The organism is Cryobacterium sp. Y62 (genome assembly GCF_002929785.1).
GTDB lineage: Bacteria > Actinomycetota > Actinomycetes > Actinomycetales > Microbacteriaceae > Cryobacterium.
Genome location: NZ_PJJK01000116.1, coordinates 52407 through 69147, shown reverse-complemented (window position 1 = coordinate 69147; position 16741 = coordinate 52407). Strand labels below are relative to the sequence as shown.

At 66.3% G+C, this 16741-nt stretch carries 12 protein-coding genes and 1 pseudogene; 5 read left to right on the top strand and 8 right to left on the bottom strand.

Annotated elements, in window-relative coordinates; translation table 11 throughout:
* Positions 1-4: 4 nt before the first annotated feature.
* Entirely contained in the window at positions 5-2227 is a 2223-nt protein-coding gene (locus tag CXY71_RS15265) for an alpha-galactosidase (protein WP_104137151.1), read from the top strand.
* Positions 2228-2249: 22 nt separating this feature from the next.
* Here the strand turns inward: CXY71_RS15265 and CXY71_RS15260 are convergent, their stop codons facing one another.
* The 8 genes from CXY71_RS15260 to CXY71_RS15225 form a co-directional block, all read right to left on the bottom strand.
* The gene (locus CXY71_RS15260; RefSeq protein WP_104137148.1) at positions 2250-2576 is read right to left on the bottom strand and encodes a DUF1801 domain-containing protein; all 327 of its coding nucleotides are present in this window, start codon (positions 2574-2576) and stop codon (positions 2250-2252) included.
* A 294-nt stretch (positions 2577-2870) separates the two neighbouring features.
* Positions 2871-3866: an FKBP-type peptidyl-prolyl cis-trans isomerase gene (locus CXY71_RS15255; protein WP_104137145.1), complete on the bottom strand. Its 996-nt coding sequence runs from the start codon at positions 3864-3866 to the stop codon at positions 2871-2873.
* Positions 3867-3986: 120 nt separating this feature from the next.
* Positions 3987-4580: an energy-coupling factor transporter transmembrane protein EcfT gene (locus tag CXY71_RS15250; protein WP_104137142.1), complete on the bottom strand. Its 594-nt coding sequence runs from the start codon at positions 4578-4580 to the stop codon at positions 3987-3989.
* A gap of 10 nt (positions 4581-4590) precedes the next feature.
* Complete coding sequence (locus CXY71_RS15245; RefSeq protein WP_104137139.1) at positions 4591-5271, bottom strand: energy-coupling factor ABC transporter ATP-binding protein; 681 nt, start codon at positions 5269-5271, stop codon at positions 4591-4593.
* The gene (locus tag CXY71_RS15240; protein WP_104137137.1) at positions 5268-5876 is read right to left on the bottom strand and encodes a biotin transporter BioY; all 609 of its coding nucleotides are present in this window, start codon (positions 5874-5876) and stop codon (positions 5268-5270) included. Before CXY71_RS15240 ends, CXY71_RS15245 begins: the two co-directional genes overlap by 4 nt.
* An 89-nt stretch (positions 5877-5965) precedes the next feature.
* Positions 5966-7765 (bottom strand): glycoside hydrolase family 15 protein, encoded by a 1800-nt coding sequence (locus tag CXY71_RS15235; RefSeq protein ID WP_104137134.1) that lies wholly within the window; start codon positions 7763-7765, stop codon positions 5966-5968.
* Between the two features lie 46 nt (positions 7766-7811).
* Positions 7812-8300: a hypothetical protein gene (locus CXY71_RS15230; protein WP_146072847.1), complete on the bottom strand. Its 489-nt coding sequence runs from the start codon at positions 8298-8300 to the stop codon at positions 7812-7814.
* 99 nt (positions 8301-8399) lie between these two features.
* A complete protein-coding gene (locus tag CXY71_RS15225) occupies positions 8400-8588 on the bottom strand; it encodes a hypothetical protein (RefSeq protein ID WP_092449289.1) in 189 nt (62 codons plus the stop codon).
* Positions 8589-8712: 124 nt separating this feature from the next.
* Here CXY71_RS15225 and CXY71_RS15220 point away from each other — a divergent pair, with 124 nt between their 5' ends.
* From CXY71_RS15220 to CXY71_RS15205, 4 genes and pseudogenes are all read left to right on the top strand, one after another.
* Positions 8713-9339, top strand: a complete 627-nt coding sequence (locus CXY71_RS15220; protein ID WP_233198412.1) for a TetR/AcrR family transcriptional regulator — start codon at positions 8713-8715, stop codon at positions 9337-9339.
* 28 nt (positions 9340-9367) lie between these two features.
* Positions 9368-12280, top strand: a complete 2913-nt coding sequence (locus tag CXY71_RS15215; RefSeq protein ID WP_104178324.1) for an MMPL family transporter — start codon at positions 9368-9370, stop codon at positions 12278-12280.
* Entirely contained in the window at positions 12277-14205 is a 1929-nt protein-coding gene (locus CXY71_RS15210; RefSeq protein WP_104137129.1) for a YhgE/Pip family protein, read from the top strand. Before CXY71_RS15215 ends, CXY71_RS15210 begins: the two co-directional genes overlap by 4 nt.
* A gap of 303 nt (positions 14206-14508) precedes the next feature.
* Positions 14509-16698: pseudogene (locus CXY71_RS15205) on the top strand (bifunctional alpha,alpha-trehalose-phosphate synthase (UDP-forming)/trehalose-phosphatase); the annotation flags it as partial.
* Between the last annotated feature and the right edge of the window lie 43 nt (positions 16699-16741).

Here is a 16741-nt window from a genome sequence, read left to right as displayed (position 1 = left end):
TTTTATGTCGATTCCCTACCTCCGTGCCGCGGGCACCAGCCTGGTGCTGGACGCCCGCGGCACGGGAGTTCCTGTCATCGTGCATTGGGGTGCCGACCTGGGCGATTTGAACGGCGCCATGCTGACCACGTTGGCCGACACATCCGTGCCGGCGATCGCGCCAAGCTCGATTGACGTGCCCCTGCGGCTCACCCTGTTGCCTACCCTCGCGCAGGGGTGGAGTGGACGCCCGGGAATTAGCGGTTTCCGGCCCGGCCGGGGCAGCTTGGCCATTGATTTGCGCCTGGTAAACGTTCGGTCGGGCGAGCGCCCCATGGGGCGCTTTGCATTGCCAGGAACCCAGACCCTTACGCTCCTGCTGGAGGATGCCGCCGCCCAGCTATCCGTGCGCACAGAGCTTGAACTGTCTGTTCAAGGGGTGCTTCGGCTACGTCACACAGTGCGCAATAGGAATACCACCGCCGCCGGCGCCGCAGCATTCGAACTCGGTTCGCTTGACGTCATCCTGCCAGTCCCCGGTCGGGCACGAGAACTACTTGACTTCACTGGGCTGTGGACTCACGAGCGCCGGCCACAGCGCAGCACGCTCGGCCACGGCGTGTGGAGCCGTGAGTCCCGACACGGCCGCCCCGGGCACGACGACTCCTATCTCATGGTGGCCGGAACACCCGGATTCGGTTTTCGTTCCGGTGAAGTGTGGTGCACGCACCTCGCCTGGAGCGGTGACAAGCGCGCCTGGGCTGAGAACAGCGCCCTGGGTTTTTCGGTGCTCGGAAGCGGTGAACTGCTGGCTCCCGGCGAGCTGGGTGTGGCCGCCGGTGAGAGCTACAGCACCCCGTGGACAGTAGCCGTGTACTCTGATGCCGGGCTCGACGGTCTGTCGTCGCGGCTGCATCCGTGGATCCGGTCGTGGTCGACTATTAGGACGCCGCGCCCGGTCGTGCTGAACACGTGGGAGGCCGTCTACTTCGAGCATGACCTGCCTACCTTGGCTCGACTTGCGGATGCCGGGGCGCACGCCGGCGTGGAACGCTTCGTCCTCGATGACGGCTGGTTCACCGGCCGTCGGGATGATCGCCGTGCCCTCGGCGACTGGTTCGTCGATCCCGTGACCTGGCCCAGTGGCCTGCATCCTCTGATCGAACACGTGCACGCTGCAGGCCTGGACTTCGGTCTCTGGGTCGAACCAGAGATGGTGAGTCTTGACTCGGAGATGGCCCGTGCGCACCCGGATTGGGTGCTCGGCGGCGTCCCGGAACCCTCGGCCACCGAAACACCGGCACTGACCTGGCGGTTCCAGCGCGTGCTTGACCTCGGCCATCCGGATGCCTTCGCGTGGGTCTTTGCCCGGCTGACCGCCTTGCTCACGGAGTACCCGATCGCCTATCTGAAGTGGGACCACAATCGCGACCTGCTGGCTGGCTCCACGCACCGGCAGACGGCAGCGCTGTACCGGCTGATCGATGCGGTACGCGCGGCGCACCCGGGCGTCGAGATCGAGTCCTGCGCGTCGGGGGGAGCCCGGATCGACTTGGGCATTCTTGAACGCGTCGACCGGGTCTGGACCAGCGATACCAACGACCCGCTCGAGCGACAGGAGATCCAGCGATACACGGGCGTGCTCATACCGCCGGAATACCTCGGCGGGCATCTCGGTGCGGCCACGGCGCACACCACCGGACGCACCTCTGAGCTCAGTTTTCGGCTGGCGACCGCCCTGTTCGGTGCGGCCGGCATTGAGTGGAATCTCATCAGTGCGAGTGCCGAGGAGCTCGGGCAGATTACCGAGTGGATCACGCACTACAAACGGCTGCGCCCCCTGCTGCACTTCGGTGTTGTCGTGCGGGCCGACCCGAGCGACCCCGCCCTTGTGCTGCACGGCGTCGTCTCTCGTGACCAGAATTCGGCCCTCTTCGCCCAGGTGGCCCTCGCAGCCCCGCGTGATGCCGTTCCGGAGCGGATGCGATTTCCCGGGCTCGCGCCCGAGCGGCGTTATCGAGTGGCGCCCCTGCTACTCGGCGGCTCTCCGCGCACAATCCAGGACACACCGCCAGCGTGGTACGCCACGTTGTCGGGCTCGGCCGAAACTCCGACCACCCCCGCCGATGCTGCGAGTGGTCGTGGTTCCGTGACGCTAGCCGGAGCGGTGCTCACTCTCGTCGGGCTGCCCGCGCCGCTTCTTGCCCCGGAGCAGGCCGCACTCTTCGCCGTCGACGCGGTTGACTGAGCGAGTCTCACCTCTCTGGGTGCTACGCGGCTTCGAGCTCGCGCACCTGCTGCAGCCAGCCGTCGAACAGATCGCTGTCGAAATCGTCGACGCTCTTCAGCTTGTACTCACTCATCTCGGCCGACCCGCTCGCGTTGAGCTTGCCTGAGTCATCGGTGATGGCCTGTCCGCGCCAAAACAACACGGTGACGAAGGCGGGGTACACCTTGAATCCGGCGACCGGAATGCCATCGTCGAGCCAGACCGGATGTCCGTGCCACAGTTCCGTCGAGGTCTCCGGCAGGGCCAGGTCGAACTTGTTGCGAAGTAAACCGACGACGGTCGCGAGCGGCTCGGCCGGCACGGCCACGTACTCGGCGATGGTCGTCGGCTTGGCAGCCGTTGCAACGAGGGCAACAGCCGGAGCGTCGACGTGAAATTCGGTAGTGGCGGAAGTGAGCGTGGATGTCAGGTGAATAGCCTCTTTCGATGCTGGAGTCTAGGTCCGGCGGGGTGCCGGACAGATGTGTTACTACTTCCACACTCTCACGAAGTTTACGTTTGAGGCTGGGCAGACACTCAGGAACAGCGCTTTCGGGCACCGGAAAAAGCGCCGCCCGCCGACCGGACGGTCGACGGGCGGCGCCCGGTGAAACGTGCGGGTTTAGGCCTCCGGTCCACCAGCGACCGCGAGGATATCAATGACGAACACCAGGGTATCGGTGCCGGAAATTCCCTGGGTGCCCTCCTCGCCATAACCAAATTCCGGCGGAATGACGGCCAGGACCTGGGAACCGACGGTCTGACCGACTAGGGCTTCGGTGAAGCCCGCGATCACGCCGTTGGTCGGGAAGAGACTGTAGTCGGCCCGGCCCCAGGATGAATCGAAGGTTTCGCCGGTGGCCCAGAGGGCACCGGTGTAGGCGACGGCCACGCTCGCGCCATCGGTCACCACGCCTCCGTTACCCTTCTTCAGGGTCGAGATCTTCAGGTCGGTGGGAGCGTCGGTGGCGGGGATGGTGATGGTCGGTGCGCCATCATCGGCGAGGGCCACGGTGGGGAAGCCGCCTTCAGCGGGCTGGTCGGCGCCGGAGGCCTGCGTCGGTACATTCTCGATCACGGTGATGACGTCCATCACGAAGATGACCGGCTCGCCGGCAGCGACGCCAGTGGTGCCCTGGTCGGTGAAGGCATCCGCTGCCGGACTCACGGTGACGATACGGTCGCCCTCGACGGCGCAATTCGCCGCGCGCACGATGCCCGGTAGCAAAGTGCTCGTGTCGTTTATTCCAATCACGAGGCTGGCGCCGTCGGTGGAATACGTCGTCGGCTGCACCAACTCATCGGTCTTGGCGTTGTAAACGGTGATCGCCATCTCCACGATCGAACCCTCTTTCGCGGTGTCGGTGCCTTCGCCCTCGATCGCGACGGTGCGCTGGCTCGTCGTCGGTTCGAGCGGTGCGTCGATCGAGATCTCGAGCGGAGCGCCGAAGTCACCCGTCACCTTGACGCTGTCCGACAGCGAACCCGACGCGGTGCACTCGGCAGCGGGTGAACTGGCGGCGGCGGCATCCGTTGCATCGGGGGAATCGCTGCTTCCGCAGGCGGTGAGCGCGAGCGTCAGGCCCACAATAGTGAGCAGGGTGGGGATTTTCGACACGGGGCCTCTTTCGAGAACGTTGCAAGCTGGCAGGCAACTGATCGGGTGGCACGAACGGCCAAGTGCCTACTCTGCCACGGTTCGCCTTTGAGAGGGCTGAATGGCACGCGCCCGGATGGATCAGTCGTCGAGACCGCGCGCGATCAGAGCCTCACCGAGGGCATCTGCTGCGTAGAGGGAACGCACGACCACCGGAACCGCGATGGATTGCAGCGAACCGCGCGTGCCACGTGCCGTGCGGGCTTCGAACACCTCTCGCACGATGTCGGAGACCAACGGGATGCAGCGGATGGTCAGGGCGACGAGCAGCCCCACCCGGTCGGCGTCGATGAATCGGTGAAACGGTCGCAGCAGGATCTGGAACGCTTCGAGCACCGCGGTGACCGTCGTGGTCATTGTGAACAGGGCGGCGAGGGCCACGGCCACGAGCAGCCGGCTTGCCGTGAGGGCGGCGACGGTCCAGCCGGAGAGCAGCCCCTGGATCGGAACGGCGACCAGCAAAACCAGCAAAATCGGGGCGATCTGGGCGACGGCCGCCTGCACTGGGACCCGCGCAACCACGAACAGCACGACGACGGCGAGGAAAGCGCCGCCGATCAGTCGGGGGTCGGGCGAGATGCCGATCACGAGCACGCAGAGCGAGAGCAGAAACAGCTTGAGCAGCGTCGGCGCCCGGTGCACGAAGGAGGTGCCAGGGCTATAGAGGCCGATCATGCGTGGCCGATCACGCCAGCAGCGCGCGGTACGCCGCCAGAGAATGCGCCGGCATGCCGTCGGCGACGACCTCGCCCTCCTCGATCACGATGACTCGGTCGAACTCTTCGACCAGGTGCAGGTGGTGGGTGACCACGATGAGTTGTTGGGGGAGCGCCTGCCACTGTTCGCTGATGCGCCGGGCGTTGCGGGCGTCGAGCAGAGTGGTCGGTTCGTCGGCGACGATCGTCGCCGGTTGAGCCACGAACACCGCCGCGAGGGCGAGCAGCTGTTTCTGCCCGCCGGAAAGCCGGTGCGCCGCCTGTTCGGCGTGCTCGCTCAGCCCGAACTGTTTTAGGGCGGCCGCGGTGCGCTCGGCGATCTGCTCGGCGTTCAGGCCGCGTCGGCGCAGGGTGAACGCGACGTCTTCCTGCACGGTGGGCATCACGATCTGGCTGTCGGGGTTGGTGAAGATGAAGCCGACTTTGCGGCGCACCTCGCGGGCATGCCGCGCCACGTTCTGCCCGTCGACCGTGACCGTGCCGCTGGTCGGCGTCACGAGTCCGTTGATCATGCGCACGAGGGTGGATTTGCCCGAGCCGTTTGCGCCGACGATACCGATCCGATGTTCGTCCAGGGTCAGGTTCACGTCGCGCAGCACTGAGCGGTCACCGAAAGACTGCGAGACCTGCTCGAAGCGGATGCTGCTCACAGGTGTGCGCGCCGGCCCTTCGGAAGCGCGATCAAGGCGGGATAGGCGCGGTGTACCTGGCTGGCGGCGAGCACAGTTACGATGACTTTGATCAGGTCGCCGGGGATAAACGCGACGTTGAGGCCGATCGTAGTCCACAGCGGCAGGCCGAGGTTGAGCGCCATGACCGGAATGCCCAGGAGATAAACGGCGACGATGCCGCCGAGAATGGTGGCGCCGAGAGCCGGCCAGAACGGGTACTTCGGCAGCAAGCGGGCGGTGAGATAGCCGGTCACGAATGCACCGAGCAGCCAGCCGTACAGGTAGCCGGCCGCCGGGCTCACGGTGAACACGCCGATTCCGCCGCGGGCACCGGCCAACAGGGGGAGGCCGACCGCGGTCAGCACCAGGAACAAGAGCACGGCGAGGGTTCCCTTGCGCGGGCCGAGAACGGCCCCGGCCAGCATCACGCCCAGGGTCTGCAGGGTGATCGGTACCGGACCGATATTGAGCGGCCCCGGAAGGCCGAGCGCAGCGATGAGGGCGGCGAAAATAGCGATCTGGGCGAGATCACGGGCGGGCAAAGTGCGCCGGGTCGGTGCGCTTGAGTGAATGGTATCGGTCATGTTTTCAATTTAGATTTCGGTAGGCACCCTCCGCTGAAGAATACCTACAACAAAATGACGCGAACTGTAGAGGTCGTATTTTTCTAGGGCTAGCTCGCCAATACGCGGGTGGGAGAGGCCAGGCTGGCGACGATCGCATCTGCTGCTCGCACCAGGGCCAGGTGGGAGAGTGCCTGCGGGGTATTGCCGGCTTGGTGCCCGTTGGCCACGTCGTACTCCTCAGAGAGCAGGCCGACATCGTTGACGAAGCCGAGCAGGCGGTTCATCAGTGTGTTGGCGTCATCGATGCGACCAGAGCTGGCGTACTGCTCGACCAGCCAGAACGAGCAGGCCAGAAATGGATGCTCGCCCGGCGGCAACCCGTCCACCCTGGCAGCCGTGCGGTAGCGCAGGAGCAGGCCATCGTGCATGAGGTTCGCCTCGATCGCGGCCACGGTGCCGAGCATGCGTGGATCGGTGGATGCGCAGAAGCCGACCTGCGGGAGGACGAGGAGGGAGGCATCCACTTCGGTGCTGCCGTAGTACTGCACGTAGCTGCCGAGGTTTTCGTTGAAACCGTGGGTTTCGATGTCGGCGCGCACCTCGGCGCGCAGGGCCTTCCAGCGTTCGAGGGGGCCGTCGAGGCCGCACTCCTCGATGCCGCGCACGGCGCGGTCGAAGGCGGCCCAGACCATGACGCGGGAGTGGGTGAATTCGCGAGCCGCACCGCGCACCTCCCAGATGCCCTGATCGGCCCGGTGCCAGTTCTTCTCGAGAAAGCTCATGAGAGCGCGTTGCAGGGGCCAGGAGAACTCGGTTTCGTGCACCCCGGCGGCGCGGGCGGCGTGCAGCGCCACCATGACTTCGCCGATCACGTCGGACTGAAACTGATCGACCGCGCCATTGCCGACCCGAACCGGTGCGGCGCCGTTGTAGCCGGGCAAGCTGGTCAGCTCACGTTCGGGCAGATAGCGCTCGCCGGAGAGCCCGTACATGATTTGCACGTCGCCCGGGTCGCCGGCGATGGCGCGCAGCAGCCAGGCCCGCCAAGCGTCGGCCTCCATCTCGTAGCCGTGGCTGAGCAGCACCTCGAGGGTGAGCGAGGCATCGCGCAGCCAGACGTAGCGGTAGTCCCAGTTGCGGGTACCGCCGAACTGCTCCGGCAGCGACGTGGTCGCTGCAGCCACTATGCCGCCGGTTCGTTCGTGCGTCAGGGCGCGCAGCACGAGCATCGAACGCACCACCTGGGCGTGCAGAGGCCCGTCGTGGCTGCAACGAGATGCCCAGCTCTGCCACCAGGAGAGGGTCGAGCGGTAGGCCTCATCGATATCAATGGCTGGTGGAATCTCCCGGTGCGAGCGATACCAGGTCATTTGGGCATCGACGATTTCGCCGGCGGGGACATCGAAGTGCGACTCGTGCCGGTGGTCGGAGGCGCGCAGGGCCGGGCCGCGCACGACGATGGCGTCGGGTCCGGCGATCGCGACCAGCCCGTGCACCGATTCTCCCTTCAGCTGGCGCACCCACGGAATCGTCGTCGCATAGCCGAAACGGATACGCAGATCTTGCGTCATCGTCACCGTGCCGGTAATGCCGCGCACCCGGCGCACCAGGTCGGCCCGACCGTCACCGTGCGGCATGAAGTCGAGCACCTCGACCTGGCCGGTGCTGGTGGTCCAGAGAGTGGACAGCACGAAGGTATCGCCGTCGTAGCGGCGGGTGGCGATGGCATCGGGATCGGCGGGCGCGAGCAGCCAACGGCCATGGTTTTCATCACCGAGCAGCGCGCCGAACATCGAGGCGGAGTCGTAGCGGGGCAGGCAGAGCCAGTCGATGCTGCCGTTGAGTCCGACCAGTGCCGCCGAGTGGCAGTCGCTGATCAGTGCGTAGTCCTCGATTGGGAGTGCCATCAGGCCATCCTGTCAGCAGGAGGGTGAGAGTGCGCTGACGATCTGCTCAGGCTACGAAGCGGGCAGAGGCGAGGGTTGCCGAGGCCTTATCGATCCAGGCAGCGGATGCCGCGGCGAGGTCGTCGTCCGCGCTGGCCACGGTCGCGATCGGAGCCGTGTTGATCAGCTTGGTGTGGATCGGGGCAGCGTCGACTGGCTGCGTGGGGTTCGGGACGGGTTCGTTCCAGACGACAATCGCGGCCGGAGTCCAGGACAACGCCGTCGGTTCGCCGCTGCTTTCGCCTCGCAGCGTCGCCTGCTCGGTGAGGATGGTCTCGGTCAGTTCGACCGCGACCTGCCGGGCCTTGAGCCCGTGAAAAATGACGTCGGTGTCGCCGGGGCTCCGGGGCGAGAGCGTCCAGGCGCCGTTTTCACCGATGAGGTCAGCAAGTTTGTCGTGCAGCAACTCAAAAATCTGCTCGTCGCGCAGGACCGGGGCTTCGGCTACACTCATCGCCGCGCTCGCGGCCAAACGTCGGCGTCGACGACCAAACATGACGAGCCCCTTTCAGATGCAGCCGACAATCAACTACTGCTTCCAGTTTCGGTCACCAAACCGCGACTCGCCGGACGGCGCGCCGACCAGCAATCGAACTCAGCTGTCGATTTCGCGTTTATTGGCGTCTTCGATGACCGTGCCGATGGCCACGGCGGCGCTCAGCGCCCACCCAAGCCACAACATCACCAGACGCCAGTCGCGCGGTCCGTGCCTGGTGGCCTGCACGGTGTTCCACCCGCCGGCGATGACGCCGATCATGGCACTGCTGAATATGAACTTTCGCATGTGAACCTCCGGCATAAGGTTACCCGGAGCCTCCCCGGTCGGGGCGAATCCGGATAGGCTGAGAAAAACCCTTGAACTGACCGATCGGACAGGATCTGACCGATCGGTCAACTAGCCTGTGGTCGTGCCCATTTTTCCCGCGTCCCCTGTTACACCGCCGGCCGGCGGCATCCGCTCACAAACCGGCGCCGACCTGCGCGCGATCGCGCTGACCCAGTTCGCCTCGGTGGGATTCGCGGCGACCTCGCTGCAGAATATTGCCGACATCGCGGGCTTCTCCAAGTCCAGCGTGCTCTACCACTTCGCCTCCAAAGAGGCGCTGCTCGAGCAGGTGCTCACGCCGGCCATCGATCAGCTCGAGGTCGTTCTCGATCGTTTCGTTACCGAGCCCGAGACCATTGCCACCCGTGAGCGGTTCGTCGACGACTTCATCGACTTTCTGCTCGAGTTTCGGCTGGAACTGCACACCTTCATCAACCAGGCTCAGTCGCTGCGCGGCATCGCCATCATCGACCGGGCCGGACTGCTCATCGTTCGTCTGGCCGCGAGCATCTGCCACGACGATGCGAGCAATGAAGACCGCTTGCGGTTCGGCTTCGCCCTCGGCGGTGCCGCCTACTCGCTCGTGGCTGGCATGACCTTTCTGGGTGAGGCCACTCTGCCCGACGACGACCTGCGTCCGGCGCTGCGCACCGTGATGACCGAACTGCTCGCCCCCGTCTCCGTACACCCGCGCCCCGCTCACTCCTGAATTTCTGCGCCGTCCGAAAGTAGTTTTCATGGCAACCGTCCTTTATCGCCTCGGACACTTCGCCTACCGGCGGGCCTGGCTCGTCATCGGCATCTGGGTGCTGCTGCTCGCCGGGATCTTCGGCGGCGGCGTGGCCCTCAACGGCCAGACGCAGGAGTCCTACGCGATCCCCGGCACCGAGTCGCAGGATGCCATCGATTCGCTCGCCGCGGTGTTCCCCGCGGCGGCCGGCGCGCAGGTGCAGGTGGTCTATCACGTGCCGAGCGGGGCATCCGTTGATGATGCGCCGTACCGGGCCGCCATCGAAAGCATGGCCACAGAGATCGGCGCCATCGACGGCATCGACACCGTGATCACTCCGTTCAGCGAATTCGCGGCGGATGCCGTTTCGAGCGACTCCGAGACCGCCTTCAGCCAGGTGGCGCTCCGGGGACAATCCACCGACGTGTCCACCGACACCCTCGATGCCCTTGTGGCCACTCGGTCGATCGGGGAGGACGCCGGCCTGCAGGTCGCGTTCGGCGGCCAGGTCTTTCAGGACAACACTTTCGGCATCACCGTGACCGAGGTGCTTGGTGTGCTCTTTGCCGGCGTCGTGCTGCTCATCACCTTCGGTTCTCTGCTCGCCGCCGGGATGCCGCTACTCATGGCCATGATCGGCGTCGGCGTCGCGATCGGCGGCATCACGGCGGTGAGCGCTTTCGTCTCGGTCTCAAGCACAGCTCCCATGCTCGCGCTCATGCTCGGGCTCGCGGTCGGCATCGACTACTCCCTGTTCATTTTGTCGCGGCATCGATCTCAGCTGGCCACCGGCATGAAACCGCACGAATCGGCCGCGACGGCCGTCGCCACCGCCGGCGGTGCAGTGGTCTTCGCCGGCATAACCGTGATCATCGCCCTGCTCGGACTGCTCGTGGTCGGCATCCCCTTCTTGAGCGTGATGGGACTCGGCGCGGCGTTTGCCGTGCTGGTGTCGATCGGCGTGGCCGTTACACTGCTGCCCGCCGTGCTCGGCCTGGTCAAGGACAAGCTCATTCCCAAGGTCGGCGGGCGGGCACACCGCCGGGCGACCACCCCCGACGATGGAAGACCCACGCTGGGCCGGCGCTGGGTCGCACTGGTACTCAAAGCCCCGATCGTCGCCGTTATCGTTGTGGTCGGCGTGCTGGGAACACTCGCCATTCCCGCGCTCAGCCTCGACCTCAACCTGCCGGACGGCGCCTCCGAACCGGTCGGTTCCACCCAGCGTGAGGCCTACCAGCTCATCAACGACGGCTTCGGCCCCGGCTACAACGGCCCGCTCATCGTCGTCGTCGACATCACCCAGACCACCGACATCTTCGGCGACCTCGACACCATCGCCGCCCAGATTCGAGACCTGCCCGACGTCGCCTACGTGGGCACGGGCACCCCGAACCCCACCGTCGACACCGCCATCATTCAGGTGATGCCCGACAGTGCACCGGATGCAGCGGCCACGAAAGACCTCGTGCAAATGATTCGAGACCTCGGCCCCGGCATCACCGCGAGCCTCGGCACCCCGATCGCCGTCACCGGCGCGACCGCCGTCGGCATCGACATCTCCAATCGGCTGACCGACGCGCTCATTCCATTCGCGCTCATCGTGGTGGGGCTCTCGATCATTCTGCTCATGATGGTGTTTCGCTCCGTCTTCGTGCCGATCAAGGCCGCACTCGGCTTTTTGCTGTCGGTGTTCGCCGCCCTCGGCGCTACCGTGGCGATCTTTCAGTGGGGCTGGTTTCCCGACCTGTTCGGCGTGGACAACCCCGGCCCGATCCTCAGCTTTTTGCCGATTCTGCTCATGGCGGTCTTGTTCGGGCTCGCGATGGACTACGAGGTGTTCCTCGTCTCGGGGATGCGCGAGGAATTCGTGCGCACCGGCAACGCCCGGCAATCGATCATCCACGGCTTCGCCCATGCCGGCCGGGTCGTCACCGCCGCGGCCCTGATCATGTTCTTCGTCTTCTTCGCGTTCGTCCCCGACGGCACCGGCGCCATTAAGGGCATCGCCTTCGCGCTCGCCATCGGCGTCTTGCTGGATGCTTTCCTGGTGCGTATGACGCTCGTTCCGGCCGCGATGGCGCTCGCCGGCAACGCCGCCTGGTGGCTGCCACGCTGGCTCGGGCGGCTGCTGCCGAACGTCGATATTGAGGGGGAGGGACTGCGCCAGCACCTGCACGACAGCGCATGGGCGGCGGAGCAGACCGATGCGATCACGGCCGACGACGTCGTATTCGGCCTCGAGACCGCGCCGATCGGTCCGCTCAGCCTCAGTATTCCGGCCGGTTCGCTCGTACGGCTCACCGGAACGGCCGGCCACCGCCGAGTCGTCGCGGCCAGCATCGCCGGACGACTCGATCCGGTCAGTGGACGTCTGCAGGTGCTCGGCTACCCGCTGCCATCCGACCGGCAGCAGGCCCTGCGCCGGGTTGCTCTTGCCGATATCGGTGAGCATCGAGACACCGAGATCACCGTCGGAGAACTGCTCGCCGAACGGCTGAGGCTCACCCTGCCCTGGTACCGGACTGCCTCGGTCGCCAGCCGTCGAGCCGACTGGATCAGCAGCATCAACCGGGCCCTGGGCGCCGGACTGCCAGTGACGGCCGCCACTACGATTTCGGCGCTGCCGGCCCACGGTCGGGCGACCGTGCTGGTCGCGGCGGCGCTCACTGAACGCCCAGGCGTGGTCTTCGTCGACCTCGGTGAAGGCCTCCCAGAGCCCCTCCTGGGCCGGGACCTGGCGACGGTACTGGCCGTGCTGGCACCGGCGACAACCACCCTGGTGCTCGGCGCTGCACGCTTCGACATCGAGGGCCCGGAATCGGCGCACGATCGACCGTGGCAGCAGATCGATCTCGACGCGCCGTTTGACGACGACCGGATGATGGATTCTCTCGATGGAAAGGCCCTGCAACGATGAGCACCGCACTCGACAAACTGTTCAGCCGCGGCCCGCGGCGGCGGCGGCTGACCGTCGCCGCTCTCATGACCGTCGTGGTCGCCGTGCCGCTTGCCGTGGCCGGCCTGTTCACCGCGGCTCTTGCCTCGGCCGATGACCGGGTCGACACCATCCCCGCGATCGTGGTGAACAACGACGAATCCGTCACGACCATACTGCCGGACGGCACAGAACAGCAGGTGCTGGCCGGCCGGTTGCTCGTGACCGAGCTGACCGCGCCCAGCCCCAGCGAAGCCGGCGCTGACAGCACGGCCGGATTCGACTGGACCATCTCGAACACGGCCGACGCGCAAGCGGCGCTCGCCGCCGGAGACGCCTACGCGATTCTGACTATCCCCAGGGATTTCTCCGCCTCGATCACCTCGCTCTCGGGCAGCAGTCCGGTGCAGGCAGACCTCGATATTCGCACCGATGATGCCCATTCCTACCTCGCTGGGTCGCTGGCCCAATCGGTCGGCTCCGCCATGACGGGTGCCTTCGGTCAGGCGATCACCGCGCAGTATCTCGAAGGCCTGTACACCAATCTCGCCCTGCTGGGCTCATCACTCACGGATGCCGCCGACGGCGCGGCCGCGCTCTCCACCGGAGTGAGCGGGCTCGCGACCGGCCTCGATTCCCTTGCGGCGGGCACCGCGACGGCTGCTACCGGCGCGGCATCCGCTGCCAGCGGAGCGACGAGTTACGCCTCGGGCGTCGCCTCCTATAGCGATGGCGTCACCGGGTTGAGCGCGGGGCTGACCCAGCTGAACTCCGGCGCCATAGCGCTGGCTCCACTCGAAACCGGGCTCCCAGCCTACGCCTCCGGAGTGCAGGGAACGGCGGCAGCGTTCACGGCCCTCAACGCGCAGATGCAGGCCGACCCGAACGTCGCAGCCTACGCCGGCGCGCTCGCACAAATTCAGGGTGGTCTGACCGCGCTCGGCGCCCAGAGCTCGGGCATCGGCGCGGCCGGTACGGGAATCGGGTCGGTGCTTGAGGGCATCTCGTCGAGTGCGACCGGTGCGGGCACGCTCGCTGCCGGCGGCCCGGCCCTGTCGAGCGGCGCCAGCGATCTCGCGACCGGTGTGCAGGGAATTTCCGCCGGGCTCGGTACCCTAGCTTCTGGCACCCAGTCGGCCCAGACCGGGGTGCACGCACTGGAAGCCGGGGCCGGCGAACTCGCGACCGGGCTGGCGGACGGCGCGGCGGGGGCATCCGTTTTCACCGATACCGATGCCGTCACCACCGCCGCGGTCGTCTCCGAACCGGTCAGTGTCACGACCGCGCGCGACCATGCGATCGACTCGGTCGGCCCGATCATCGGCATGATTTTCGTGCCGGTCGGCCTGTGGATCGGCGCCCTCGTTGTCTTTCTGCTGTTCAGACCGCTCACAGCAGCCGCCCTGGCTTCGACCACAAGCACCGGCCGGTTGCTGCGTCGCGGCCTCGGCCGTTCCTTCGCCATCGTCGCCGGCCAAGCCGTGCTGGTCACCGTGCTGCTGCATACCGCTCTCGATGTGGCGTGGACGCTGCTGCCGGCCACCCTCGGCTTCACCCTGCTGCTGGCCTTCGTGTTTGTGGCCGTGCATCACTGGCTGAGCGTCGCGTTCGGGCGGGTCGGCATCATCATCTCGCTCGTGCTGCTCGCCCTACAACTCGCCTCGGCGAGCGGGCTGTACCCGATCGAACTCGTCGCCGCCCCGTTCCAAACTTTGAGCCCCTTGCTTCCGCTGACCTGGGCGGTGACCGGCCTGCAGGCGATCGTCAGTGAAAGTGGGGGAGCGGATGTTGCCGCCGCCGCCGCAGTACTGCTCCTGTTCGCGATCGGTAGCGTGCTGCTCTCGTTCTGGAGTGTGGCCCGAGCACGCGGAGCTCGCTCGTTCGGGCTGGGGCTAGCCCGGGCGTAGCGAGCGAGTAGCCCCGCTTCAGTAGCCCCCGTTGAGACTGGGGGCTACTGGTAGCCTTGGGACGGCGACACAGGCGTGCACCGCGGGTGTGCCCGGAACGGATGATCCATTACTTATTCAGCCGACTCCACGCGGTTCGACCGTGACCAGACCGCTCGCGACCAGACCGCTCGCGACCAGACCGCTCGCGACCAGACCGCTCGCGACCAGACCGCTCGCGACCAGACCGCTCGCGACCAGACCGCTCGCGACGATTCACGGGGTGACGCAGCACTCGATGAAACTTCGCCCGGTACCTACACGCTCGTCGTCGTCTCCAACCGGCTGCCGGTCGACTACGAGGAAGGCGACGACGGTGCCGTGACCTGGCGCACGTCACCCGGCGGGCTGGTCACCGCACTCGAACCGCTCATGCGTGCGTCAAACGGTGCTTGGGTCGGCTGGCCCGGCGTCGCCGACCGCGATTTCGCGCCCTTTGAGAACGACGGGATCTCGCTCGTTCCGGTGCGGCTGAATGAAGTGGACGTCGAGGACTACTACGAGGGTTTTTCCAACGACACGCTCTGGCCGCTCTATCACGACGTCATCGCACCGCCGAGCTTTCACCGCGAGACCTGGGACGCCTACGTCACCGTCAACCGCCGATTCGCGGAGGCCGCCGCTGCCGTGGCCGCCCCGGGCGCCACAGTGTGGGTGCATGACTACCAGCTACAGCTCGTGCCGCGCCTGCTGCGCGACGCCCGACCCGACCTCGTCATCGGCTTCTTCAACCACATTCCGTTTCCGTCCTACGGCATCTACGCGCAGCTGCCCTGGCGCAAGCAAATTCTGCACGGTCTGCTAGGCGCCGACGTCATCGGCTTTCAGCGACTGGAGGACGCCGGCAACTTTTCGCGCGCGGTGCGTCGCCTCTACGGCTATCCGACCCGCGGCGTCGTCATCGACGTGCCGACCGGCGAGAACGGTCAAAACAGCGCAGAGTCCCGTCGCGTCATCGCGAAACACTTTCCCATCTCGATCGACGCGGCTGCCTTCGAAGAGCTGGCCAGGAGCCCCGAGATTCAGGCCCGCGCTCGGCAGATTCGGGAGGACCTCGGCAACCCGAAAACGCTTATGCTAGGCGTCGACCGGCTCGACTACACCAAGGGCATCGGCCACCGTCTCAAGGCCTTCGGGGAGCTGCTCGCCGACGGACGCCTGAGTGTCGAAGACGTCACTCTGGTGCAGGTCGCGAGTCCGTCCCGCGAACGGGTGAGTACCTATATGGCCCTGCGCGACGAGATCGAACTCGCCGTCGGTCGACTCAACGGCGACTTCTCCACGATTAGCCACACCGCCATCAGCTATCACCACCACAGCTACCCGCGTGAAGAAATGGTCGCGATGTATCTCGCCGCTGACGTCATGCTCGTCACCGCGCTGCGCGACGGCATGAACCTCGTGGCCAAGGAATACGTCGCCGTGCGCTTCGATGCCGACGGGGTGCTCGTGCTGAGCGAGTTCGCCGGCGCCGCCGATGAACTCAAACAGGCCATCCTGATCAATCCGCACGACATCGACGGCACCAAGGACGCCATCGTGCGCGCGGTCGAGATGCCCCGGCGGGAACGTGCCAGACGTATGCGGTCGCTGCGCCGCAAGGTCGCGGAGAACGATGTTGCTGCTTGGTCGGCCTCGTTCCTGCGAGCCCTCACCGGCGGCGCCGCCGTGGCGGCCGGCATCTCCGAGGATCTCGACCTGGCCCTGCAGAGCCTTGCCGGTGCCGAGAACGTGCTCATCGCCCTCGACTTCGACGGGACCCTAGCCCCGCACGTTGACCACCCCGAAGACGCCCGCGCAATCACCGGCACCCGGGAAGCCGTTCAAGCCCTGCTCGACCTACCCGGGGTGCGCGTAGCCCTTGTCTCTGGGCGCGCTCTGGTGAGCCTGCAACACGTCGCCCAGCCGCAGAGTTCGGTGTTGCTCACTGGCTCGCACGGTATCGAGGTTCAACTGGACACCCCCGAGATTGAGCTGAACCTGGTCTCCTCCGAGCTCGAACAGCTCGACACCCTCGCCCGGGTGCTCACGAGCATCTCCGGTTCGATCGCCGGGACCACCATCGAGCGCAAGCCCGCCGGTCTGGCCCTGCACACCCGACTCGCGACCCAAAAAGACGGGCAAACGGCCCAGCGCGAGGCGAGGGAACAACTCACTGACCAGCTGCCCGGACTCACCGTTCGCGAAGGTAAGAACGTGCTGGAATTTTCGGTGCGCTCCAGTACCAAGGGCGATGCCCTGGAGAAGCTGCGCGACTATACCGGGGCCGACCGGGTGTTTTACGCCGGCGACGATGTGACCGATGAAGACGCTTTCGCAGCATTGCGCGACGACGACCTCGGCCTCAAGATCGGCCAGGGCGCGACCCTCGCCGGCTACCGCGTGCGCAGCCCCAAAGAAGTCACCCAGGTTCTGGTGCGCATCGCCGAACTCCGTGCGGGCCTTGCGCTCTGACCGGCCCATTGAAAATAGAGGGCGCCCCGAGGTTCTAGACTCG